Origin of the sequence: Shewanella sp. N2AIL (assembly GCF_022690845.1) — a bacterium.
GTDB classification, from domain to species: Bacteria; Pseudomonadota; Gammaproteobacteria; order Enterobacterales; family Shewanellaceae; genus Shewanella; species Shewanella baltica.
Genome location: NZ_JALBYT010000001.1, coordinates 216,817 through 240,092 on the forward strand (window position 1 = coordinate 216,817; position 23,276 = coordinate 240,092).

A 23,276-nucleotide genomic window follows, 5' to 3' on the forward strand; every position below is an offset into this window, starting at 1 on the left:
AAAAGTGATTTGTAGCAGCATTTAGCATACTCATGATGATTTCCTTTCAACAACAGTAGGTTGAAACCACATCACTACAATTCAAAAAGAATCTCTTTCAGATGTATCTTGATATAAAGATATTTTAATTCTGCGAGAAAATGACTAAGATGTAAAGAATGATGTAAAGAATCTTTATATTGAGATAAACCTATGACAGCTAAAATGACGCTAACTAATGCCAGTCCTGCGGATACTAACGCGAGTTCTACGGATAAAAAGAAAGCGGATTCGAATACTAAAGAAGATGGCCTCGATAGAATTGTTGAACAGTGGCAACAGCAAGGGGTTACTGAGGATTTGATCCCTATGGCTGTGCTCGGGCGAATCGCTCGTTTAACGAAATATATCGAAGTGGTACTGCTGCAGTGCCACGCCGAATTTGGCTTAGGTCAGGGGGAGTTCGATGTGCTCGCGACGTTAAGGCGCTCGGGAGAGCCGTTTACACTCTCACCTTCACAGCTTTATCAGAGCATGATGCTAAGCTCTGGCGCTATGACGAGCCGTTTAGACAGACTCGAAAATAAGGGGCTGATTGAGCGGGCACACAGTAAGGAAGATCGCCGCGCCGTACATGTCTCGTTAACTGCTGAGGGTAAGGCGCTCATTGATAAGGCCTTGCCGCAGCATATTCAATGTCAGAGTGCGCTGTTAGCGGGCGTGAGTGCTGAAGATAGACCTATGTTGCTGCAGATTTTAAAATCTTGGCTGAACCAATTTGAGCCGCAATAAATTGTTTAAACTTCACGTGATTATTTAGTTTTTAGTTTTTAGTTTTAAGCTTCTATTTTTTAGTTTCTAGTGTTAGACATCTGGCGATAAGCGATAGCCGAGCGCTATTGGCTAGTATGGATCAGCCGCGCGGGACAACATTCGATAGCACAAGGGAGTTGCCATGGTAAAAAGACGTGAAGCATTTGAATTAGCAGGTAAACGAGTCACAGCAGGGACTCAACTGGGGATCAAACTGGCCGCCGCTAAGTTGTATACTGATACGCAACTCGATATTCATGTGGAAGTGTTTCACGGGGCTAAACCCGGCCCTACTTTGCTGGTTTGCGCCGCCATTCATGGGGATGAACTCAATGGCATTGAGATTTGTCGGCGGTTATTAGCCAGAGTCAATCCTAAGAATCTGACGGGCACCTTGATTGTGGTGCCTATTGTGAATGTGTTTGGTTTTATTCAGCAATCCCGTTATTTACCCGATAGGCGCGATCTCAACCGTTGCTTCCCTGGTTCCAGTAAAGGGGCGTTGGCAAGCCGGTTAGCCAATCTCTTTGCCACTCAGTTATTAGTCCATGCAACCCATGTTATTGATTTGCACACGGGCGCGATTCACAGGGACAATTTGCCGCAAATTCGCTGTGATACCAGCGACGAGACTATGCTGGCTATGGCAAATGCCTTTGGTGCACCGCTTATTATGCATTCTAAAGCGCGCAGTGTTTCCATGCGGGGTTATGCTAATCAGCAGGGCATTCCGTGTATTTTGTACGAGGCAGGCGAAGCACTTCGTTTCAGTGAATTGTCGATAAAATCCGGCCTCAAGGGCGTGCTCAATGTGATGCGCAGTTTAGGCATGTTGAAGGGACGGGTAAGCAATAAGGGCTCAAGTGTTAGCGCCATTCGAAGTTATTGGGTGCGCAGCGAATCCGACGGCTTAGTGAATATGAAACTCAAGCTCGGCCAGCGGGTGACTAAGGGTTATATCATCGCCCATATCGTCAGCCCCCACGGCGGTGACAGTGTGGCCATTCGTGCACCAACCGACGGCATCATCATAGGGATCAGCAATATTCCTGTTACCAACGAAGGCGAGGGTATGTTCCATATCGCCCAGTTTGAAGGTGACGAAATTGAAATGGCTAACGAACAGCTCGATGAATTTTTGATGGAATATGCTTAACTGCAGATGTGTTGAAATTGGATAGACAGCCACAGAAGTCGCTAAGATAGTTTTGCGACTTCTGTGATCATTTTTAAGTGCTTATTTTTACCTCGCTAACTCTTGTCTCTAGTCATCCCACGCATACCATTTTCGACATTACTAAAAACCTAAACTCACTAGAGTTTAAAGCGTTCCACTGAGCTGGTGAGTGAATGCGCAAGCGTGGTGACTTCGTTGCTGCGTTTGGCCATGTCCATGGCTTCATTGGCATTTTGATCTGCTGCTTGCGCTGCCTCGCTCATGCTCGACTCAATACGTTGACTGTAATCTAACTGCTCATGGGCGGCGTGGGTGATCTCTAGACTCATGTCATTGAGCGTGTGTAAGGTACTTTCTATGTGGGCGATAGCATCCTGCAGGGTTTGGCTTTGTCCGACACATTCGTTTGCCTGATTTTGCCCTGTGGTAATAGCACTCGCTGCCGTGGAGGTCTCTTTTTGCAGGGCCGTAATCATGGTTTGAATTTCGGCGGTGGCAGCTTGGGTGCGTGAGGCAAGGGATCGCACCTCATCGGCCACAACAGCAAAACCCCGTCCATGTTCCCCCGCTCTGGCGGCTTCAATGGCGGCGTTCAGTGCCAGCAAATTGGTTTGTTCGGCAATGCTGCTAATGGTGGTTAAAATGCTGCCAATATTATCGCTTTGAATGCTCAAGCGAGACATGACCTCAACCGAACTACTTAAACGGGCGCTCAGTTCGGCAATTTTATTGCGATTATCATCGGCAATTTGCTTCACTTGATTGCCGTATTTCGAGGCTTGGCTAATTTGTTTCGCCGACTCACTGGCCTGTTCTGTCACCAAATTAGAACTGGTAAACATCTGTTCTGCTAAGGCTTTAGTTTCATCTACGCGGCTGATTTGCGCGGTTGCGGCATTGGCGATGCGCTGACCTTGCTCATTGGTTTGGGTGGCTGAGCTGTCCAGCGAATGGGCATTTTGGCTGATATTGGTTAATAGCTTGGCAAGATCGTCACTCAAGGTATTCATGTTATCAATTAGGGCGCCAAATTCATCATCATGGCGTTTGTGAATGCGTTTAGATAAATCCCCACGGGCGATGCTTGCGAGTGCGCCATTCACTAATGCTAATGGATTGAGCATGGCCTTGGAGGTGAAGAAGGAAATAAAACTCACCATAACGATGAACACCAATGCGAGCACTATCGCTAAGGTTTGCCCTTGCTCAATCGCATTGCTGGCAATGGTTTGCAGGCTGCTAAATCGGCGATCGGCTAAGGTGATTAACTTGTCTAAGGCGAGATTATTGGCGTTAAATTCTTTATCGGCATCGAGGTAATGTTGCTCGGCTTGTAGCTGCGCCTCAACCACGGCTTGTTGTGTTTTATAAAGCTCGGCAGGGGCTGCGAGTAAGGTATTGATAATCGCATATTGCTGTTCGAAGGTTTGCAGCAAGCCTAAGGTATCAAGCCCATCAGTTTGTTGTTTTAAAAAGGTAAAGTTAGTGGTGAGGTTACCCTGTAAGATGCTGACATCTTGCTGGTGCGATTGGATCACCTCCAAACTTTGAGTGTGGATCAGCTCTCCCATAGTGTTGGTTAGCGTATACAACATGTCGTCGATACGCGTGCCAGTACCGACAATCTCTTCGAGCAGAGTAGGATTATCGGGGATGGACAGGGTTTCGAGATCGATCATCGCATTACTGGCGTTGGTCTTGGCATCGTTAAAGCGTTGGAAAAGTTGTTGGTATTGCTGCTTTGCTTGTTCATTGGCGAGTTTCGCACTAAACATGGCTTGGCTTTGTTGCAAATAGGCTTGGTATCTTGCCTGCGCCTCGTGCAGGGAAGTCTGCATCTTAGGTTGATCTGCCACTCGCTCCGTTAACTCATTTTCGATACTTTGATATTTCTTCTGCAGCGCTGTAAATGCTTGCTGACTTTTGGTTAAGGCGGCTGTGTCTTGCTGGCTATGGGCCAAGGTGGCAAGGCGTGACATTTTCAACAGTACCAGTTGCAAGCTATTACTCTGCTTTTGCACCGGTACGGCTAAGGTTTCGATATTTTGATAGGCGGTTTGTACTTGTGAGAGTGAATAATAGAAGAAGCTGCTGCCAGCGATGAGCAGGGCGCCGATGGCACTAAAGCTAAAAATGATTTTTTGTTTTATGGTAAGCGTCAACATAGTGCGAAAACCTCTTCTATGACTGTCCCTGTAAAATGGGTTTATTAATGATTAGATCGCTGTTTTTATTGAAATATTAATTCAAGTGTAGCAGAGTTCGTCACAAGTAAAGTGAATTATTCTATTGAGAGTTTAGCGCTAGTTAAGGTTAACTTCTTGGTTTGATTATTTAAAAATAATCTCAACCCTATCGTAAAAAGGATTAAAAATGAAATCAGTCGTGTTGGGTGAAAAGCGTATCGTACCGACAAAAATTGTCTGCATTGGACGTAATTATGTCGACCATATCCATGAGTTGGGCAATGACATACCCGACGACATGGTGGTGTTTTTAAAGCCCAATTCGGCGATGTCGACTGTGCTACTTTCTGAGCATCAAGGCGAAGCCTTGCACTATGAAACCGAGCTGTGTTTTATGTTTCAAGATGGCCGTTTTAGCAGCGTTGCCATTGGCTTAGATCTCACTAAACGTGATTTACAAAGCAAGTTAAAAGCCAAGGGATTGCCTTGGGAGCGGGCAAAGGCCTTCGATGGGGCCGCATTATTCAGCCCCTTTGTGGCGATTGATGATGCCGAGGCACCGCTGCATTTTACTTTGAGTATCAACGATAACTTGGTTCAAGAGGGGCATATCGATTTAATGATCTACAAACCTCAGACCATATTGTCCGAGTTGCAAGCGTTTATCAGTCTCGATGAAGGCGATATTGTGATGACAGGCACCCCAAAAGGCGTGGGAGTGATTCCCGCTAAAAGTGTTTTTAACGTCACGCTGAGCCGGGGTCAGCAAGCGAGTGCTGAACCCTTACTCGAATGGCAATGGTTAAGTGTTTAGTAATAAATCGCTGAGTTGCTCGCATGATTGAACCTGATGACGTAAAAAAGACTGCTGTATTGCAAGTGTCAACTTGCCAGCCTCTGCAACAATTTTTGCTTGCATTAGGGGCGAGTCCAGCTGTTGTTGAACGTTACTTACCACAGTTTAAAGCGTTGAACGTGCCGGCGGGAGAGGTGCTTCTTGGCCAAGGAAATGAGCAGTCACAGGCATATTTTGTTGTGGATGGTATCGTGCGCGCTTGCCATTATACTCAGGAGGGCACAGAGCGCTGTAAGGAGTTTTATTTCGAGGGTGAATTGTGTTTTTTGTATGTCAGTTGGCTTAAGCAAATTCCCGCTCGTTACCAATTAGAAGCTTTAAGCGCCTGTAAACTTATCCAAATGCCCTTATCCGTGTTGGATGATACTTTGCTGCAGGCCGTGCAACTTGGGTTACTTAAACAGCAATTATTGTATAAAGAACAAAAGGAAGCCTTTTTACTGCTGCACACACCTGAGCAACGTTATCTGTATTTACGCGAACATTCACCACTTTGGCTTGAGCGGTTAAGCCAAGGTCAGCTAGCTAATTATATTGGCATTACGGCAATCAGTTTGTCGCGTATGCGTCGACGACTTCAAGACTCTTTTTAACGTTTTTTGCCCCCAGTTAACTTAAGTTAATGCGCTAAAGCGCGATTTCCATGATGCTGCGCCTTAAGTTGCGCTCTCAAGTCTGTAAGGCTTGCAATCTGAGTGCGCATTATTGCTTAAAGCTAAGGGGCTTAATAAGTTGACTGCGTTTACTTTGTCTCAAATTTTAGTGGCGATAGCCATTATCTTCGATCTGATTTCGTTTCAATTTAAGGCGCGGGAGCGGATTGTCGCCTGCCTTTTTGTATCGGGTATTCTGATTTCTATTCATTTTTGTCTGTTGCAGCAATGGACTGCAGCAGGCTTAATGGGCATAGCCACAGTGCGTTATCTCACCAGCATGTTTACAACGTCAAAGGTGGCCATGTGGTGTTTCTCTATTGCTGCACTTGTGATGAGCATTGTGACCTTTAATGGCATAACGACAGTGATCAGTTGTATAGGTACCTTGTTTCAAACCCGCGCCGCATTCTGTCAAAGGGATAAAGATCTTAGATTACTGATGATAGTCGGAACCAGTTTTTGGCTTGTTCACAATGCCTTAGTGGGATCGCCCGTGGCGGTATTGATGGAGATATTATTTATTGGCAGTAATTTGCTGGGCTATTATCGGCATTATTTTCGCGGGCGGCTTAAGCTACTGCCGTGATCAGCTAAGGTCATCTCTAGCCTTAACTGAGAGGTTAAATTTTTAGCGCTTGCATAGTCGTTTTGGCGTTGATGTGAAGAGCATCTTTGTGCGTGATTAATCTAAGATAGCTAGAGTCCCGCGACGGCTTCCATATCGAGTTCGATATCAGTACAGCCTTTGGCACAGTAAATTCCTGCCGCTTGTTCTGCCTTTGCCTGCTCAGGCAATATCACTTTTAATGTCTGTTTACAGCTAGGACATTGCACTGGCTTACCTTTAAATACCCGTTTAATCAGATTTTTCTGCTCATTGAACGAGGTCGCAGTGGTTTGATTTAACACGGCAAAGGGGCTAGTAGAAGCAGTTGTCATCGGCAGTGAAATCCTTAAAAATTGAGTGAATGATATGGCTTAAAAATGAGCAACTCACGACGCTGTCAATCGGCATTTGCCTTAGTTGTGGCGATTATAGCCTGAGTTTAGGTGATATTGAAAAGCTCAAATGCAAATAGCGAACGGTGCTTTCATGGCTTAGGCCGCTTTTAGCATTTTCCTCGTCTACTGATATAGGTTGCATATGAGAACTAAACCGAATATAAATGGCATATGCTATAAACGAGGTGTAACATGGTCAGACCAAAAATCCCCAGAACTATTTGTGGCCAAAGAGCCAATATCTGTTTTAAGCCTAATGGCATTCCTATGACACAGTTAGAGCAGGTGCCGCTGGCCGAGGACGAAATCGAGGCTATGCGCTTAGTTGATTTACTCGGTATGCAGCAACAGGAAGCGGCTAAATCAATGGGTGTATCACGTCAAACCTTGGCGAATTTAGTTAAAGGGGCAAGGTATAAGGTGGTTGATAGCTTAATCAACGGTAAAGCGCTGATGACAAACAATATCAACTGAGTATTGAACACTGGTAACGCGTATCGACGTGTCTAGGTAAGTGTAATGCAAGCAGTATTGAAAGACTCGGGCCTCAAAGTCACCACTCAAAGATGCAAGTTGCTTAAGTTTTTAACTCAAGTCGATAAGCAACATTTAACCATCGAAAATATCTATCAGGGGTTAAATGCGCAGGGCGAGACTATGGGCCTGAATACTGTGTACCGAATCATGGCGCATTTCGAACAAGCCGGCTTAGTGGTAAGGCGGCTTTTTGAGTCTGAAAATGCGATGTATGAGCTCAATGGGAAACCGCGTCATGAGCATTTAATCTGCTTAACTTGCGGCAAGTTAGTTGAGTTTGCCGATCCTTTGATTGACTTACGTTTATGGTTAGCAGCTGAACGTCACGGTATGAGTATCGATCATCACAGCCTTAATATTTATGGTCACTGTTTTGATTGTAAGCAAAAGCTTGAGAGCAAATCGGGTAGATAGACGAAATATTATTCGTTAATTTTATTGGAGAAGAACATGACTAAAATAGTGATTGTAGGCGGTGTTGCTGGTGGCGCATCTGCAGCAGCAAGAGCAAGACGTGTATCAGAAACTGCTGAAATTATCATGTTAGAGCGAGGCGAGTTTATTTCATTTGCGAACTGTGGCTTGCCTTATCATATTGGCGGTGAGATAGAGTCTAGAGAGGCCTTGTTGCTGCAAACGCCTGAAAGCTTTAAATCACGTTTTAATATTGAAGTGCGCGTGTTTAATGATGTGATTGCAATTAATCGACAAACCAAGCAGTTAAGCATACGTAATCTGCTCACAGATGAAGTCTATCAAGAGTCATATGATAAGTTGTTGCTAAGTCCAGGTGCCTCGCCAATCAAACCTCCAATTAGCGGCATTAATAGTCATTTTGTGCATAGCCTGCGAAATATTCCCGATATGGATAAGGTGTTAGCGAACCTTCTGCTGCATAAACCTAAGCATGCCACTGTCGTCGGTGGTGGCTTTATTGGTTTAGAGATGGCAGAAGCACTACGACATCGAGGATTAGAGGTGAGTTTACTAGAGCTTGCCGACCAAGTGATGGGGCCGGTCGATGTTGAAATGGCCAATATACTACATCAAAAATTAGTCGATAATGGCGTGGATTTACGTTTAAAAACAGGATTGACCGCAGTTCATGAGCGTCCTATTCAACCGGCTGAATCCGACATTACCGATGACTACGATACGCCAGTGTTTCCTCATTACCATCTACATTTAGATTTGAGTGATAACAGCAGCTTAGCTACAGATTTAGTGATCCTTGCCATAGGTGTTAAGCCTGAAACCCGCTTAGCATCTGAATGTGGTTTAACCTTAGGCAAGCTCGGTGGAATTTACGTTGACGCCAGTATGCGCACTTCTGACCCGGACATCTATGCCGTAGGCGATGCGATTGAAACTGATGATTTTGTTACAGGTAATCCAATACTTATTCCACTCGCAGGTCCCGCCAATCGTCAAGGTCGATTAGCCGCAGATAATATGCTTGGCGGCAATAAGCTGTATCGCGCCACCCAAGGTACTGCAATCTGTAAATTGTTTGATATGGCAATCGCCTCAACGGGGTTAAACGAGAAGAGTTTGCTAAGGCAAGTTATTCCGTTTGAAAAGATTTATGTGCACACCGCTAGCCATGCCAGCTATTACCCTAGAGCACATCCCATTACCCTAAAGCTGTTGTTTTGCCCTGATAACGGCCGTATTTTAGGGGCTCAAGCCGCTGGGATTGATGGCGTCGACAAACGCATTGATGTGTTAGCAGTAGCACAACGGGCAGGAATGACAGTTTATGATTTAGCCGATCTTGAACTCACTTATGCACCACCCTTTGGCTCGGCGCGTGATGTAGTGAATCAAGCCGGCATGGTGGCTGCAAACGTCTTATTAGGTGATGAATCCATTTGCCATTCTCAGGAACTAGATCATCTGACGGCTGAACAAGTCATTATCGATGTGCGCAACCCGAGCGAGCTAACGGCAGTGGGTGCCATTGTTGGTGCGATTAATATTCCGTTGCCAGTACTGAGAGACAGGCTCAATGAACTTCCTAAAGACAAAGAACTGCTCGTATTTTGCCAAGTGGGTCTGCGCGGGCATGTCGCTTATCGGATGTTAGTGCAACATGGTTTTAAGGTACGCAACCTCAGTGGTGGCTATAAAACTTATCAAATGGTTAATGCACGTTTTTAGTGAATAACAGCATTAAAGATGGATTTTAAAACCATTTACATCCATCAATAAATAGGTGCAGCGTGAACAATTATCAAGATTGTAAACAAAGCCACAGCCAATGCCTTGTCTGTGGCGACGCGACTCAAAACCCTTTGTCGTTGCAGTGTAAGTTTTTTGCTGACGGTAAGGATCAGGTTGTGGGTTATCATAAGGTCAATCGCCAGCTTCAGGGCTATAACAACCTACTACATGGAGGCGTTGCCAGTTCCTTAGTGGATGCCGCTATGACCCATTGTTTGTTTATGCAGGGCATAAAAGCATTAACTGCTGAAATGACTGTGCGTTTTGTTGCGCCAATAAAGGTGGGAGATGCCATTAAAATTGTCGGCCGAATCGTGAGCCAGCGTATGGGAATGTACCAATTGGAAGCCTCACTTTATGTGGCTGATATCGCGTGTGTGACTGCTAAGGCAAAATTTATTCAACCTAAGAGAGGTGTAATAAATTAACCCTGTTAGGTAGCTGTGTATCAATTTGATTTTAAATAATTAATTAACTTTTTAGAGAGCTTCAAGCATAAAGTCGCAATCTCAGATTGATAACGTGAGCGTTTCCAAAAAAAAACAAATATCAGCGGCATCAGTTGGGCGTTAACGCGTCGGCCATCACATGTGATGGCCGACATTGTGCGATGAACGATTAGAGGGAGCTTTGCCAAGTCGATGGGCGAGAGTAACGTGTGCCATCTTTGACTCTGGCGCGGATATGTTTGACATCATTAAGCTTGAACGCTTGGCGGTAGGTTTGCCAAGGTCCTGAGTCGAGTTGGTATTCCAACTCGGCATTGGGATATAAGCTATTGAGCACTAACTGCTGATGTTCAACACGTATTCCAGGCGGTGCTATGCGATAGAAAGCTCCCGCTTTTGCTAACTTAGGTTGCACTTTATTGGCGTAAACCGCGGCGAAGGTTTGCCAATCCTGTTTGAGCACTTGCTCGGCTTGGCCATTGAGTTGGCGGGCAAAATGTTGAGTCTGTTGGCTATAGATTTTACCTTGATAATCATAGGCTAATTCCCACGATGCCTTGTGCCATGCCCGTTCTGCAAGGGCTATCATGCGCGGGAATAGCATGTATTCTGCTTGCTCATCCGATTGCACCATTTCGCTCCAAAGATGCCCCTGCAAGCCGTAAAATCTGTGTCCCGGCTTGAGCTGGCTGTGGCTGTCGTCCGCAATAAATGGCTGATTTAAGCTATTGCGCCAGCGCTCAGCATGGGCGGGCAGGTTGTCGGGCATAAAGCTAAACACCTTAAAACTGTCAATTGCCCTTGCAGCCCAATGATTACCGCGCTCATCTGGATGGCTAGCATAGGGAAAATCAAAATAGGTGACTTCCGGCGTTGAGAGCACGACCTTCCAGCCAAGATTGACTTGCTTATGGGCGATTTGATGGCCGTTGTCTGAAATCAGTGACCAAGCGTTAGATTGTACTTGGGCGGGCATGTTTTCGGGGCGCACTTCACCCATGCCATCATTCCAGCCAGCGGCAATAATCCCTTTATCTGCCAGCATGTTAGCAACGCGTTCGATAAAGTAACCATTGAGTGAGTGCAGTCCGGTTAACTCATCGGCTTTTTGTTGCTTCATTGCGATACACGCAGGAGAGTCGACCCAAGCGCCCGCTGTTTCATCGGCGCCTATGTGGTAATGCACTAAGGGAATGCCTACGGCTTGGTGCATTTTTTTAACTTCATCAATCACAGTATCGATAAAGTGATAGGTGCTCGGCAGACACACATTGAGTGTGTTGTCGTGATAATACTGAAGCGACGAATATTGGGTTTTATCCGCAAATTCAGTCAGTAAAAACTCCTCCGCCTTAGCTTTATCTCCTTTTGTTAGGTAATGGCGATAACGCGCCTCCATGGATTTTATCGCGGCGCGTGAATGCCCCGGCATGTCCAGTGACGGGATCACTTCGATATGGTGAGCATCAGCCAGTTGTAATATTGCTTGGTATTGCGCCACGGTTAAGTAGCCATCGACGGGATTAACGTCCGCTATGCCACTGCCCAGTTGTGGCAATAAACAGCTTTGCTCGGTTAAATCGAAACAGCGTTTTGCACCCACATCGGTCAGTTCGGGTAAGCCGGGTATGGCTAAACGCCAGCCTTCATCGTCGGCTAAGTGCAAGTGCAGCTTATTGATTTTATAGGCGGCGAGCTGTGGAATGATGCGTTTTATAAAATCGAGCGAGTGAAAGTTACGGGCTAAATCGATGTGCAGGCCGCGAAAGGCGTAGCGAGGCTGGTCTTGGATCTCGATGGCGACCAGTTGATCGTCACTTAAACTGATCAACCCTGCGAGGCTTTGTAGACCGTAGAAGAGTCCCGCTTCAGTTCCCGCTCGAATACTGATTTGCTCAGCCGTTATGGTTAACTGATAGGCTTCGCTACTTTTAATTTCACTATCGCGGGTTTCAGTGCTGGTGACTTTAGGAGCTTGAGTATCGAGCTGTAATAACAGCGGCGTGCCTTTGTCCTTGGCCGAAAAGCCTAAAGAATCGAGGTAATCAAATGCCGCCTGCCGTCCTTTAAAATCGACAGTCGCAGCCGTGAGTTGATAACCTTTGGCAAGGGATAAGGGCGCTGAGTCTAGGCTTTGGCTGTGAAGTGGCGTGGGGATGAGTTTGCCGCTAATGTCTGGTGCTTTGTCTGCGGCTAAGGCTTGATATTGCTCGGCTAAATACTGACCATCGGCGAAGGGGGTTGCATCGTTTTTTGCCAGTAAGAATTGTTGATCGGCATTAAAAGGCGCCAGGTAGGCTTGCTCGGGCAATCCCGTCTCTTTATTGCGCTGGGTTTGAGTGCTCTTTATGAGCTGCGCCTTATCACCCATAGCGACAAAGAAGTTTGGCATAAACTCGGAACGGGTGATTTGGCTGCCTTTGCTATAAAACTCAATACGATAAACTTGATTGGCGACGAAGCCCTTAAAGCTGGCTTTAGGCGTGATTTTATGTAAATCGCCATTGATATGCTCAATGCTAAAGTCACCCGCATCGACGAAATAAACGGGTGATAATTGGCTGAAATAAATTTGCCAGTCGCCGTGATTTAACTCTTCATTAGATAACTGAGTGGGCAGGGTTAGCTCAATGGCGGAGCGATAGCACTGGGTTTCTTTACCGGGACAGGTTTCAAGGTAACTGGCGGTTAACTGATAATTTAATTGGAGTTTATCGGCCAATTGATTCAAGGCGACATGATTTGCCTCCTGCACGGCGTTGGCGGCCTGTACCGATGGCATCGCAAGTATTGAAAGCACAGGCATCGCGGGAAGCACGGCCATTATGCCGCTGACTAAGGCCGTCTTAATCCCCTGCCACTTTATTTTCCCTTTCTGTGTTATTTGTACTTTCACTTAACTGAGTCCTTTTGTTGTAAAAACCATTGTGCCGCGTCGATCAATTGCTGGTGCATTGTGATGTTAATTGAAATCGCTTGATTTCTGTTGTTGTAAAAACCATTGTGCCGCGCCAATGAGTGCCGCATTGTGATGTTGGCTGGCTGAAATCGTCAAGTCCGCCAGTTGGGGGCCATAGACTAAGCTTTGCAATTTCTGATTAAGCGCTTCAATAAAGAAGGGAAAGCTTTGGCTGACTGAGCCGCCAAGGATGATATCTTTAGGATCGTATACCAGTAAGGTTTGGGCGATCATGTGCGCCAAGTGTTCACCAAAATGGACGAAGGCTTGCAGCGCTTGGCTGTCACCTTCACAGGCTTTTTGGTACAAATGCTCGCCACTCATCTGATGATAAACGGTAAAGTATTGCCCCGAGCAGTAGTGCTCAATAATGCCATCGCGATAACTCAAGCTGCCGATTTCGCCTGCGGCGCAATGTTTACCCGAATACAGCTGACCATTAAAAATCACCCCAGCGCCCACGCCAGTGCCTAAGGTAATCCCGAGCATGTCTTGATTGTGATTGAGCACAGCTTCGCCAAGGGCAAAGAGGTTCGCATCGTTATTTACAACCACATCCATTTCAAAGGTATTTTTAAGCTGCTGAGCTAACTGCGTTGCCGTTAATGCAGGGATATTGAGCACTTCGAGTAAGGTGCCGCTGTGCATATCCACCATGCCGGGTATCCCGATGGAAATACCATAGGTTTCAGGCGTGAGGTGGCTGTGGATACAGGTCACGAGGAAATCGAATAATTGTTCGAAATTGCCATCGGCGGGAACGGGATACCGCCAAGTGTCGAGTAAGGTTTTACCTTCCACCTGTGCCAACATCAGTTTAGTTCCCCCAAGATCTAAACATAGGACGCTCATAATAGCTTGTTGCCTCTCCTGTTGGTTGTTGCCATCGGCTCGTCATTCTTTGATGCCGCTTTTGTTGAAAATAGGGTGGTGTTTTTAATCAAGGGGCGAGCCGTTAGCGCGACATAACCTATATAAGCCATAGGGATTAACAGCACTAACATCCCGAACCGTAACTCGCCGGACTGCTCACTGATAACACCAATGATCGGCGAGATAAACGCGCCGCCGATAATGCCAGTGCAGAGAATGCCAGCGAATGATCCATGATCTTGGGCGCGAGAATTGAGCGCCAGCGAGAAGATCACCGACCACATGATAGAAATGAAAAAGCCAACCAATGGGAAACAAATTAATGCTAGTTGGCTCGGTCCCCAAATCGCCACCAGAAAACAAACCAGTGAACTAAGGGAAAAACTGAGCAGCAAGATCTGACTGTCGATAAGCTTAAGTAGCAGCAAACCGAGTAGACAGCCGAGCGTCATGTAAAACCAAAAATCGCTAACCACATTGGCGCCGACACTTAAGGTATCAAGGCCATGATATTGCGACAAAAAGACTGAGATACTATTAGCAAGCCCTTGTTCAAGTGCGACGTAGGCGGCGATAGCGAAGAAGAATTTCAAAACGGTTTTATCTTTGAAAAGGCGTAAATGGGTCTCCAGTGCACCCGCTGACTCATCCGCCAATTTATCCACTTTGGGCATCTTCACTAGGCTGGCAAAGAGCACCATGGCGAGTGCGACCACGGCAAATAACCAGTACATGGCAAGCCAACTCATGTTCTCGGGCAATAGCTGTTGCACATAGTTTGCGGATGCTGCACTGGCTTGATCTAAGGCGACAAAATGCTGGTACACCAGCGGCGCTAAGGTTGCGGCGCCGCCAAAGGCGAGTTGGGCCAGTACGGAGAAAAAGGCAAAGTGTTCAGGCCCCGCGGCTTGGCGCAGTAAGGGATTCACTGCTACCTGCAATAAGCTCATGCCAGTGCCGATACAAAACAGGCTAAACATGGCGATGCTAAAGGAAGGGAGACACACAAAAGTAACGGCGCCGATAAACGCCAGGCTAAAGGCTAAGATGATCACTCGCTTTTCACCGTACTTGTCCACCAAAATCCCCGCAGGAATCGATGTCACGCCGTAGGCGATAAAAAACGCAAAGGGAAATAACCCCGCCAACGTCAGGCCGATAGCATAACTGTCAATTAACGCAGGGAAAATCGGCCCCATACTGTTGGTCATCAAGGAAATCACAAAGAAAGTGCAGAGGACAAACAGAATGATGAGTTTGTGTTTCATGTGCTTAGCCAATTGAATTAAGTGAAATTCATTGTGGACTGACGCTCGCTATGGCGGTGATACGAATGGTGCCTCTGTCGATACTTTTCTCACATATGCAAATCCTGTTCGCGCAGATTTGGCTGATTTACATCAGGTGCAGTTAATACGGGCTGTAGATACTGGCGATAGATACGAGTTGCAGATAGCTGCTGCGGATAGGCATAGGTAAAACCGTGTTTTAGTATCTGCTGATAAAGTGTTTGCTTGTAAAATAGTTACCTTTAATTAACATTGGATAGAATAGTATTAGAGTAACGGAGTTGAGTATCACTGTAGGGCTGACTTGCTATAGACAATAGTGCGCGAGGCACAGCGATTTCGCCGAGCTGATAGGTCAAGGCTGGTATTAAAAATAAGGTCTAAGTAATTGAATAATTTAACAGGATGGAATAACGGCTAGCTTGAGTAAATGGCGTTGATCTGTAAGGGCTGATTGAAGCTAAGGTAAAGGAATGAGTAACTGGAGTTTAATGGATGAAACCTCTGTGTGAAAAAGTGATCCCCGATGAAAACAGCTCTTGGCGTTACTTTCGCTATGAATGGGACCACATGGATCTCAACTGGCATTATCACCCCGAGTACGAAATCTGCTTAACCCTCAACAGTTATGGCATGCGTTATGTGGGCGATCATATTGCCCGCTATGGCGATTATGATTTAGTGATCATCGGCCCAGACATGCCCCACGGCTGGCAATCCGAGGCTAACCTTGATATTTCACCTGACGAGGCTTCAAAGAACGATTGTTTGAAAGGCGGCGCTTCAACTGCGGTCGGTTTGAAAGAGCCCAGTTTGAAGGGATCCGCTTCGAAAAATCGAGTGAAGGAAGTCGTGTATGTGGCACAAATTCCCGCAGCCTGGCTACACCAAATTGTGAATGAGCAGCGCGAGTTAGCATCCTTGCATTCGCTGTTGACCCATGCCAAACGGGGCGTGTTGTTTAGTGAGGAAACGGCGCGCAAGGCGCATAGCGTGTTTATCGCGATGGAGACGGCCAATCCCTTTAAACGCTATATTTTGTTATTGGAATTATTAGCGTTATTACAACAGGATAGTCAGCAAGAACTCTTGTCCAGTACCTTGTTCACCCACGGCAGTAAGCTCGACTTTACCGTGAAAAAGCTCGATAAAGTGATTGAGCATATTTATGACAATTACACTCAGGCCTTGTCGGCACAGGACTTGGCAAAGTTGGCGCACATGAGCACCAATCATTTCCATCGCTTCTTTAAAAAACGCACCGAGAAAACCTTAACTGAGTTTATCAACCAACTCAGGATCGCTAAGGCGTGCAAGTTATTACTCTCGAACCAGAGCCCGATTTCAACCATCAGCGATCAGTGTGGTTTCAATAATTTATCTAATTTCAATCGACGCTTTATTCAATTTAAAGGCGTCACGCCGAGTCGCTTTCGTCAGCGCTTTAGCAGTAAACAAAGGGCGATTTAACCCTTACTATCACAAATGCTTAGGCTGAAAATACTGCTCCACTAAGGTTTGGCAATAGCCTATTGCCTGCGCCGTAATGTCCGCTGAAATCGGCTCAAATGGACGCTTCAGTTTGGGGTCGCGGTAATCCATTCCCGCTAACAGCGCATACCAAGAAGGGCGAAAGTAGGCGAGCTGCTGATCGTATTGGTAAAGCAGTAAATCAAAGTCTTCCCCTTGATACCAAGCTTGCAATAGTTGCGTCAGCCTTTGGGAAATGGCGACTTTTCTCGCTGCCACCCAATAAGGTTCGCTGCGCTGACTGGTGACATAATGGGCCTGAATGTAATCCTTTATGCCGAGCACTAACTGCATTACTGCTTGATTCAGTGTTTGTCGACTTAAGGTTTCTGCCTGCTTATTTAATTGATAACGCTCGAATAACGACATAAATCTTTCAAGGGTGAATTGGGTCATCATGATGGACGTGGCTTCGAGTGGCTCGATAAAACTTTGTGCAAGCCCTATCGCTAGCACATTGTTGTGCCAAGCCTTGTCACTGACGCCGACCCGCAGCTTGAGAAACCGAACTTGGGTCGACTCGGGTAAATTTACACAGTGCAACAATTCCTTAGCCGCGGCATTGGCACTGAGGTGGCGACTGCTATAAACATAGCCATTGCCAAGCCTGTGGGTGAGGGGGATTTGCCATAGCCAGCCCGCACTGAGCGCTGTGGCGCGGGTATGGTACTTGGCCTGCTGTGCTTTGGCTTGCTGCGTTTGAGTGGAGTCCAATAATGCAGGTACAGGTAAAGGTACAGTAACGGCGCTGTCGTTGAGCAACTCCTCGGCGAAGGATTGAAAGGGCACGCCTAGGGCTTTATGAATTAACTTAGCGCTAAAGCCGCTGGCATCGATGAAAAAGTCGGCGCTCAGTCGTTCGCCATTTGCTAGGATCAGCGTCTCAATCTGCTGGTGTTGGGTGGTTGAAACCTCGACCACATCAGCAATGATCTGCCGTACGCCGCGTTGGCAGGCATAATCTTTTAAGTAATTGGCCAGCTCAGTGGCATCGAAGTGATAGCCGTATTCGTTGATGTAGGGCATTGCTTTATTCGGCCTTGGGCTGAGATTGTGCTTGGCCAATACACCACTCGAGAAAAACGCATCGGGTTTAACGGCATTGCCATGCCCTCGGCGCCTCGCATTGGCGTTGATAAAAAAGACTTCGGCGGGTTTTACATCCATTTGAAAATAGAAAGGGTGGAAATATTGCTGCCCGTCACCATTCCAATTGATAAAGTCGATGCCGGTTTTATAGCTGGCGTGGCATCGTTCCATCCAATCTTTTTCGCTAATGCCTAAGTTGTCCATAAAGCGTTTTAAGTGTGGCGTCGAGCCTTCGCCAACGCCGATAGTGCCTATGTTGTCCGATTCCACTAAACAGAGTTCAATGGCGGCAAATACGGGGTTATTCGCGAGGGCGGCCGCTGCCATCCAGCCTGCGGTGCCGCCACCTAAGATAATGATTTTTCTGATTGCTTGCTTCACTTTCATGGCTTATCCCCACTGCATTATCAACGCAAAAAGCCGACCCTAAGGCCGGCTATGGTGTGACTCAAGTTTAAAATTTGTAGCTGGCACCGACGAAATAACGTGAACCAAATTCGATGGTATTTTGGGTCAATCCGTATTTAACATCATAGGATTGCACCACTTCATTGGTTAGGTTTACCCCTTCGAGTGAAATGTCTAAGTTCTCCATCGCATGCCAAATAATCGAGGCATCGACTTGTTGATAGCTGTCGTTTAACACGTTTTGAATGTTACCCACGCCTAAGTATTCTGAACGCCAGTTATAGGCGATACGGGCGCTGAACAGATCATCTTCGTAGAAGAGTGAGCCGTTGAAGGAGTTTTCAGATACGCCTTCAATCATTTGTTCAGTGCCATCGGGGCGAGTGCTTTTACTGTCAACATAGGTGTAGTTGGTCAAGAAGCCAAAACCGCTTTCAAAGTTATGCTGCAGCTGGATTTCAAGCCCAGTCACTGAGCCGCTACCGCCGTTGGCTGGGGCTGTAACTCGGCATTTGTCCCACTCGGATTCTGACGCGCCGCAACCTTCGATATATTGCGTCGACTCAGTGACAAACACTACGTTATCAATATCTTTGTAGAACAAGGCCGCCGACAACATAGAAGATTCAGTGAAGTACCATTCGATGCCAAGGTCGGCTTGATTCGCCTTATAGGGTTTCAAATTTGGATTACCGCCGGTCGCAGTACCAAAGTTTTTTGCTATGGCGAAGCCAGGTTTGAGGTCGCTGTAGTTGTTACGCGCCATCACGGAAGAGGCCGAAGCACGTAGGATTAAATCTTCTTGCAGATCGAAGGCGACGTTGATGCTCGGTAGCCAATTATCGTAATTGACGGATTCATTGTAGGGCTTGCCATCGGCAAAACCGGTTGAGGTTTGGTCAGTGTTAACGTAACGCACGCCAAAGTTACCACGGTAGAATTCGCCGCTGAAATCCGCTTGGGCGTACAGGGCCAACATATCCTCTTCGACAGTGAAGGTGTTACCGAGATCGGCGACTTCCACTAACTCGCCATTGGCGTATTTCTCGCTGATAAAGGCCCACCATTTGTCTTCATCTAACTTGGCATAGGAGTCGAGCACATTGCCGCCGCTCTGGGAATGTAGCCCAGACAGCACGCCATCGCTCCAGTTGGCTAGGTTGCCATTAGGCACGAAACCTAGGATTTCTGCGGGGTTACGGTTGAAGGCATTACGCTCGAAATCACTGGTGTTGTACTTAATCCCGACCGCAATTTTGTTAATAAAATCATGGTCGAGTTGATATTCGAAATCGGACTGTGCGTAGGTCACTTTATGATCTTGCACTGTGGTTTCGTAGTTCGCCTCTTGGGCGTGCTTGAATTGGCTGGCATCGTTAGCATCTAAACTCGTCAGCACCACTTGGTAGGGACCGGTGGCGTCGTAACTAAAGCCACCATCGACACTGCCTTGACCATTAGGGAAGGCGGGGTCGCCAATTTTACCGCCTTGATCCGTCGCTGGGATCCACCAAGAAGATGAACCGCCTTGGGTGCCGCCATCTGAGGTCGATTGGCCAATGACGCCGCTCACCGTAAAACTGTCCCCGACGTATTTTCCGGTCAAGTTGAGTACGTCAGATTTCATATTGACCGCGTGGCGCACCACAGGGTTATAAATAATCGACGCATACGCTGGCAGAATCGTTGCCGATGCCGTGCCGCCTTGGGCATTGTTCACTACGTTGGTGGAGCCTGAACCGCGCGCGCCAACGGTTAAGAAGTTGTGGTTTACGTGGGGGATATCGAGTTCAAAATTAAAGTAATCTAAGGTAAATTCTGTTTTTTCTGTCGGTGCAAATTGCAGTGTGACTTGGGCACTGGTCCGTTCACGTTCAGCCCTAAATGCCTGCGAGCCAATGCCCCATGCACCTACGGTAGATTCTTGATTTTGCGCGGGATCGGCAGCGAAGTATTCATAATAACCGCTGAGTGATTCCAGCACTTGGCGGCCACTGGTAATTTTTTCTACTGAATAGGCGCCTAAAATGCCAAACTTTTCGTCGTCATTTTTCCAGCTTCCGAGGAAAGAACCACTGGGGTCCGTTTCATCGTAAAGACTGCTTTGGCTCAGCTCGCCAGCCACTTGATAGGTGTGGGCATCGAGATCTAAGGGCTTGCGGGTTTTGAGATCAACAGTACCGCCCAGCGCACCTTCTTCAAGTCTCGCGGTCGGGGTTTTGTGCACTTCAACCGCACTCACTTGCTCTGCCGACAACAATTCCATATTGAAGGTCCGCGTGGCGGGACCCAAGTCATACCAAGAAGTGCTGGCAACGGTTTGACCGTTCAGCAAAATACGGCTCTGCTCTGGCGCTGTACCGCGAATAGTGACACCGCTTACTTCGCCGTATTGCCTATCGACTGTGACTCCTGAAATTCGCTGCAGCGCATCACCGATGTTTTTATCGGGAAACTTACCTATGTCTTCCGAGGTGATGGCATCGACCGTGGAGTCGGCGAAACGTTTGGTATTCATCGAGGCTTCAATCGAGCGACGTATGCCGCGTACTTGGATCACCTCCATATTTTCTGCCGTTGCCTCTTGTTGCTCCGCCGCGACTGCGGTTGAGCTCATCCCGAATAAGGCGTTAGCGATACACAATGCGAGCAAAGAGCTCTTAAATAGTTGACCTTCTGACATGTTATAGCGTCCCTGTAGTGCTTTAGTGTTGTTTTTTTCTCCAGTTAACTTACCTGTTATCGAATTGTTGATGCGGTACTTTTCACACTAGGATTGGTATTTTTCTATTGTGTTTAACGCGAGGGCGGCGGTGATTTCAACTTGAATGCTGATGGGAGATTTATCGACTTAGCGTAGAAAAGTATGGCTTGTTGCTAGGATGGTATAACTAACGCCAGCTGGATTACTCACTATAGAGATGCCGAGCGAATGAGTGCCGCCACTGTGTACGAGTTTAGACACAATGGGCATTAACTCATTAATTTTAAACATTAGCTTTAAGCATTATCTACAGGATGAGATCATGAAACTGAAATCGATAGCCGCCGCAGTTGGACTTTGTTTAGCGAGCTTAAGTGTTGCCCACGCCAGCGATAAAACCATTTACCTCACCTTTGATGATGGTCCAATTGATGCGACATTAGGACTGTTAGACGCCTTAAAAGACGCCAATATCAAGGCGACGTTCTTTATCAATGCTTTTCATATGTATGGCGAAGGGGATGAAAACGAAGCGTTAGCGGCTGTCGCCTTACAACGTTTGCTAGACGATGGTCATATTCTGGCAAACCACAGTTACGATCATATGCTGCATAACTGCACCGATGGTGTGCAATCGGGGGCAGTTTATTGCAATCAAGTGGGTCTCTGGCCAGTTAAATCCTATCAAGATGCGGCTACCGACTTTACCTACTTTGTGACGAATACCGCCAAAGTGGTTGAACTTATTCCTAATGCCGCCAGTTATCCCAACAACAAGATGACTAAGTTGGCGCGTTTGCCCTATACCAATGGCTGGCGAGTGAGCAGTAAACTCAAAGGCGACGGCTTGTGTGCCACCTCTGATACTGTGCCGCCTTGGGACCCTGCTTTTGCTTGTACTGCTGAAACCTCTACCAACAGTTCGCAAGTTGCGGTGCAAATTCAAAACATGCTCGCCGAGAGTGACTATAAGATATTTGGTTGGGACTTTGATTGGGGGCCAGAGGATTGGGGCGTGGCTTTTCCCGCTGAATCTATGGCCGATGGGGTTGAGCTGGTGGATAAAATCAATCAAGTGATCAACACCTGTGCTGGCACCACAATGAACCCTCTTAACAGTCGCACGCAGAACTTAGACTGTAGCGATGGTTTGCACGACGGTAAAGTGGTGATCTTGACCCACGACTTCCTGTTTGAAAATGCCCACCGTGGTCAAGGTGCGACCATCAACTTGCCTAAAATTAAACGCTTTGTGGAAGAGGCGCAGCGCCAAGGATACCGTTTCGACACGCTAGATAACTATGCCCCCGCTTGGCAGGATCAGCATGATTATCAGCAGCCTGATTTTGTCTCGTATCAAGATAAAATCTATTCCTTAGTGCAAGCCCATTTCTCCCAAAGTAATTGGCAACCGAACCAAACCCCAGCCTTGTGGAAAAACGAGAAGTAGCTAAGTCTTGGGCTGAGTATTTACTCGGCCCATTATGTTTGCCGAGTAAAGGGTATGTTGCTGAACTTAGCCTGACAAAACTCAAAATAGCGTCACTTTTTTACACTTTACCCACTCCGCTTTAACTCAGTATCTGTAATACTGCTCCAACATTGATTTGAAGTTGATCAGTGTTAGAAAAGCAGCGCACAAAGCGCGCGATTGGGGAGAGAAAATGAGTACGTTTGTAAAGTTAACCTTAGCGGGCACCTTAGTGATATTAGCCATACTCGCCGCCGGTATTTACCGTTTCAACATGACCAATGATGATATTTATATGGTGATGGAAGATGGTAAGGTCATGCAATACGACGAGGCCATGGCGCAGGAAAAAACGCAGGCACAGGCCAATGAGGTTGAAGTGGTGACACCGCTTGAGGTTAAGCCGGTGGCGAATGCGTCGGAAGTGATGCTTAAACTCTTTAGCTTAAATACCGCTAACCAGTTTGAAATTACCTTACCAGAGGGCGATAAATCGGTTGCCTTGACCCATTTTATTAAGATCAAGCAAACGGAATTTGCGATGGGCGATTATCAAGATGGCGAGGTAAAAGGCCGAGTATTACTGGATTATTTGCGCATTACGCCGTTAAATTTCGATCCCGCTTTAGAGCCCGATACCCAGAGTAACGCGCCAATTCAAGATGATCCTAAAATGCAGACTATGCCCTTTGTGGCACCGTTTATTGTGACGACTCAAGGTTCGGGGGCATTTTGGTATCTTGGCTTGTTTAGCCTCGATTTTGAACACAATAACTTGAAGCATTTAGGCAGCGTCATGCTGGGCGATCGCATTGAGGTGGACAATATTGAACCTGTTTATCCCTTCGAAGCCCCATTCAAAATTGCCGTGACTTATCGCGATAGAGCGCCTGATCAACCTATGTCTGAAAGCCCTGAAATCGTCAAAACCTTAGAGGTGACAGTCAGCGAAACTGGCATCACTAACATAACTCAGTAGTGAGTAGTCGTGCGCAACGGGTCGGGAGTAAATGCATTATGGATCTGTGCAGGCTTGTGCTAAGTTATTTTTCGTTCCGTGTGTGATGCTTGCCGC

General features: G+C 46.8%; 19 protein-coding genes. 12 read left to right on the top strand and 7 right to left on the bottom strand.

Translation table 11 applies throughout. The features are described from left to right. Nucleotides 1-192: 192 nt before the first annotated feature. Both MO387_RS01060 and MO387_RS01065 read left to right on the top strand, forming a co-directional pair. Nucleotides 193-771, top strand: a complete 579-nt coding sequence (locus tag MO387_RS01060) for a MarR family transcriptional regulator (RefSeq protein ID WP_242325944.1) — start codon at nucleotides 193-195, stop codon at nucleotides 769-771. A gap of 163 nt (nucleotides 772-934) precedes the next feature. Further along, nucleotides 935-1,948 carry a succinylglutamate desuccinylase/aspartoacylase family protein gene (locus tag MO387_RS01065; protein WP_006080925.1) on the top strand — a complete coding sequence of 338 codons (1,014 nt, stop codon included), beginning with the start codon at nucleotides 935-937 and terminating at the stop codon, nucleotides 1,946-1,948. 158 nt (nucleotides 1,949-2,106) lie between these two features. On the opposite strand, the gene MO387_RS01070 is transcribed toward MO387_RS01065, so the two are convergent. After that, a complete protein-coding gene (locus MO387_RS01070; RefSeq protein WP_242325945.1) occupies nucleotides 2,107-4,134 on the bottom strand; it encodes a methyl-accepting chemotaxis protein in 2,028 nt (675 codons plus the stop codon). 208 nt (nucleotides 4,135-4,342) lie between these two features. Between MO387_RS01070 and MO387_RS01075 the strand changes: the two genes are divergently transcribed. From MO387_RS01075 to MO387_RS01085, 3 genes are all read left to right on the top strand, one after another. Beyond that, a complete protein-coding gene (locus tag MO387_RS01075) occupies nucleotides 4,343-4,969 on the top strand; it encodes a fumarylacetoacetate hydrolase family protein (RefSeq protein ID WP_107946927.1) in 627 nt (208 codons plus the stop codon). 23 nt (nucleotides 4,970-4,992) lie between these two features. Next, a complete protein-coding gene (locus tag MO387_RS01080; protein ID WP_107946928.1) occupies nucleotides 4,993-5,604 on the top strand; it encodes a Crp/Fnr family transcriptional regulator in 612 nt (203 codons plus the stop codon). 139 nt (nucleotides 5,605-5,743) lie between these two features. Beyond that, on the top strand, nucleotides 5,744-6,253 hold the full coding sequence (locus MO387_RS01085) for a YgjV family protein (RefSeq protein WP_107950164.1): 510 nt from the start codon (nucleotides 5,744-5,746) through the stop codon (nucleotides 6,251-6,253). Between the two features lie 110 nt (nucleotides 6,254-6,363). On the opposite strand, the gene MO387_RS01090 is transcribed toward MO387_RS01085, so the two are convergent. Further along, nucleotides 6,364-6,606, bottom strand: a complete 243-nt coding sequence (locus tag MO387_RS01090; RefSeq protein ID WP_006080930.1) for a hypothetical protein — start codon at nucleotides 6,604-6,606, stop codon at nucleotides 6,364-6,366. 255 nt (nucleotides 6,607-6,861) lie between these two features. On the opposite strand from MO387_RS01090, the gene MO387_RS01095 reads away from it, so the two are divergent. The 4 genes from MO387_RS01095 (at nucleotide 6,862) to MO387_RS01110 (ending at nucleotide 9,857) form a co-directional block, all read left to right on the top strand. Next, nucleotides 6,862-7,143, top strand: coding sequence for a DUF134 domain-containing protein (locus MO387_RS01095; protein WP_006085187.1), 282 nt, complete (start codon nucleotides 6,862-6,864; stop codon nucleotides 7,141-7,143). 45 nt (nucleotides 7,144-7,188) lie between these two features. Beyond that, nucleotides 7,189-7,620, top strand: a complete 432-nt coding sequence (locus MO387_RS01100; RefSeq protein ID WP_006085188.1) for a transcriptional repressor — start codon at nucleotides 7,189-7,191, stop codon at nucleotides 7,618-7,620. Between the two features lie 36 nt (nucleotides 7,621-7,656). Further along, nucleotides 7,657-9,366 carry an FAD-dependent oxidoreductase gene (locus MO387_RS01105; RefSeq protein ID WP_006085189.1) on the top strand — a complete coding sequence of 570 codons (1,710 nt, stop codon included), beginning with the start codon at nucleotides 7,657-7,659 and terminating at the stop codon, nucleotides 9,364-9,366. Nucleotides 9,367-9,428: 62 nt separating this feature from the next. Beyond that, nucleotides 9,429-9,857, top strand: a complete 429-nt coding sequence (locus tag MO387_RS01110) for a PaaI family thioesterase (protein WP_006085190.1) — start codon at nucleotides 9,429-9,431, stop codon at nucleotides 9,855-9,857. A gap of 190 nt (nucleotides 9,858-10,047) precedes the next feature. Here MO387_RS01110 and MO387_RS01115 read toward each other — a convergent pair whose 3' ends face one another. The 3 genes from MO387_RS01115 to MO387_RS01125 all read right to left on the bottom strand — a co-directional run bounded on the left by MO387_RS01115 (nucleotide 10,048) and on the right by MO387_RS01125 (nucleotide 14,978). Beyond that, on the bottom strand, nucleotides 10,048-12,774 hold the full coding sequence (locus tag MO387_RS01115; protein ID WP_107946929.1) for a family 20 glycosylhydrolase: 2,727 nt from the start codon (nucleotides 12,772-12,774) through the stop codon (nucleotides 10,048-10,050). A 66-nt stretch (nucleotides 12,775-12,840) separates the two neighbouring features. Further along, nucleotides 12,841-13,689, bottom strand: a complete 849-nt coding sequence (locus tag MO387_RS01120; RefSeq protein WP_107946930.1) for an ROK family protein — start codon at nucleotides 13,687-13,689, stop codon at nucleotides 12,841-12,843. Next, complete coding sequence (locus tag MO387_RS01125) at nucleotides 13,686-14,978, bottom strand: MFS transporter (RefSeq protein WP_107946931.1); 1,293 nt, start codon at nucleotides 14,976-14,978, stop codon at nucleotides 13,686-13,688. Before MO387_RS01125 ends, MO387_RS01120 begins: the two co-directional genes overlap by 4 nt. 516 nt (nucleotides 14,979-15,494) lie before the next feature. Here MO387_RS01125 and MO387_RS01130 point away from each other — a divergent pair. Then, a complete protein-coding gene (locus tag MO387_RS01130; protein WP_107946932.1) occupies nucleotides 15,495-16,469 on the top strand; it encodes an AraC family transcriptional regulator in 975 nt (324 codons plus the stop codon). 9 nt (nucleotides 16,470-16,478) lie between these two features. Here MO387_RS01130 and MO387_RS01135 read toward each other — a convergent pair whose 3' ends face one another. Further along, nucleotides 16,479-18,005 (bottom strand): tryptophan halogenase family protein, encoded by a 1,527-nt coding sequence (locus MO387_RS01135; protein ID WP_107946933.1) that lies wholly within the window; start codon nucleotides 18,003-18,005, stop codon nucleotides 16,479-16,481. 67 nt (nucleotides 18,006-18,072) lie between these two features. Then, nucleotides 18,073-20,709, bottom strand: a complete 2,637-nt coding sequence (locus MO387_RS01140; RefSeq protein WP_107946934.1) for a TonB-dependent receptor — start codon at nucleotides 20,707-20,709, stop codon at nucleotides 18,073-18,075. A 343-nt stretch (nucleotides 20,710-21,052) separates the two neighbouring features. On the opposite strand from MO387_RS01140, the gene MO387_RS01145 reads away from it, so the two are divergent. Further along, the gene (locus MO387_RS01145) at nucleotides 21,053-22,180 is read left to right on the top strand and encodes a polysaccharide deacetylase family protein (RefSeq protein ID WP_107402291.1); all 1,128 of its coding nucleotides are present in this window, start codon (nucleotides 21,053-21,055) and stop codon (nucleotides 22,178-22,180) included. A 214-nt stretch (nucleotides 22,181-22,394) separates the two neighbouring features. Then, nucleotides 22,395-23,180 (top strand): hypothetical protein, encoded by a 786-nt coding sequence (locus tag MO387_RS01150; RefSeq protein WP_107946935.1) that lies wholly within the window; start codon nucleotides 22,395-22,397, stop codon nucleotides 23,178-23,180. Nucleotides 23,181-23,276 lie beyond the last annotated feature (96 nt).

Excerpts from the sequence above, each read along its gene's own strand:
- MO387_RS01060 (WP_242325944.1), top strand. The coding sequence starts at position 193 with ATGACAGCTAAAATGACGCTAACTAATGCCAGTCCTGCGGATACTAAC.
- MO387_RS01065 (WP_006080925.1), top strand. The coding sequence starts at position 935 with ATGGTAAAAAGACGTGAAGCATTTGAATTAGCAGGTAAACGAGTCACA.
- MO387_RS01070 (WP_242325945.1), bottom strand. The coding sequence starts at position 4,134 with ATGTTGACGCTTACCATAAAACAAAAAATCATTTTTAGCTTTAGTGCC.
- MO387_RS01075 (WP_107946927.1), top strand. The coding sequence starts at position 4,343 with ATGAAATCAGTCGTGTTGGGTGAAAAGCGTATCGTACCGACAAAAATT.
- MO387_RS01080 (WP_107946928.1), top strand. The coding sequence starts at position 4,993 with ATGATTGAACCTGATGACGTAAAAAAGACTGCTGTATTGCAAGTGTCA.
- MO387_RS01090 (WP_006080930.1), bottom strand. The coding sequence starts at position 6,606 with ATGACAACTGCTTCTACTAGCCCCTTTGCCGTGTTAAATCAAACCACT.
- MO387_RS01095 (WP_006085187.1), top strand. The coding sequence starts at position 6,862 with ATGGTCAGACCAAAAATCCCCAGAACTATTTGTGGCCAAAGAGCCAAT.
- MO387_RS01100 (WP_006085188.1), top strand. The coding sequence starts at position 7,189 with ATGCAAGCAGTATTGAAAGACTCGGGCCTCAAAGTCACCACTCAAAGA.
- MO387_RS01105 (WP_006085189.1), top strand. The coding sequence starts at position 7,657 with ATGACTAAAATAGTGATTGTAGGCGGTGTTGCTGGTGGCGCATCTGCA.
- MO387_RS01120 (WP_107946930.1), bottom strand. The coding sequence starts at position 13,689 with ATGAGCGTCCTATGTTTAGATCTTGGGGGAACTAAACTGATGTTGGCA.
- MO387_RS01125 (WP_107946931.1), bottom strand. The coding sequence starts at position 14,978 with ATGAAACACAAACTCATCATTCTGTTTGTCCTCTGCACTTTCTTTGTG.
- MO387_RS01130 (WP_107946932.1), top strand. The coding sequence starts at position 15,495 with ATGAAACCTCTGTGTGAAAAAGTGATCCCCGATGAAAACAGCTCTTGG.
- MO387_RS01135 (WP_107946933.1), bottom strand. The coding sequence starts at position 18,005 with ATGAAAGTGAAGCAAGCAATCAGAAAAATCATTATCTTAGGTGGCGGC.
- MO387_RS01140 (WP_107946934.1), bottom strand. The coding sequence starts at position 20,709 with ATGTCAGAAGGTCAACTATTTAAGAGCTCTTTGCTCGCATTGTGTATC.
- MO387_RS01145 (WP_107402291.1), top strand. The coding sequence starts at position 21,053 with ATGAAACTGAAATCGATAGCCGCCGCAGTTGGACTTTGTTTAGCGAGC.
- MO387_RS01150 (WP_107946935.1), top strand. The coding sequence starts at position 22,395 with ATGAGTACGTTTGTAAAGTTAACCTTAGCGGGCACCTTAGTGATATTA.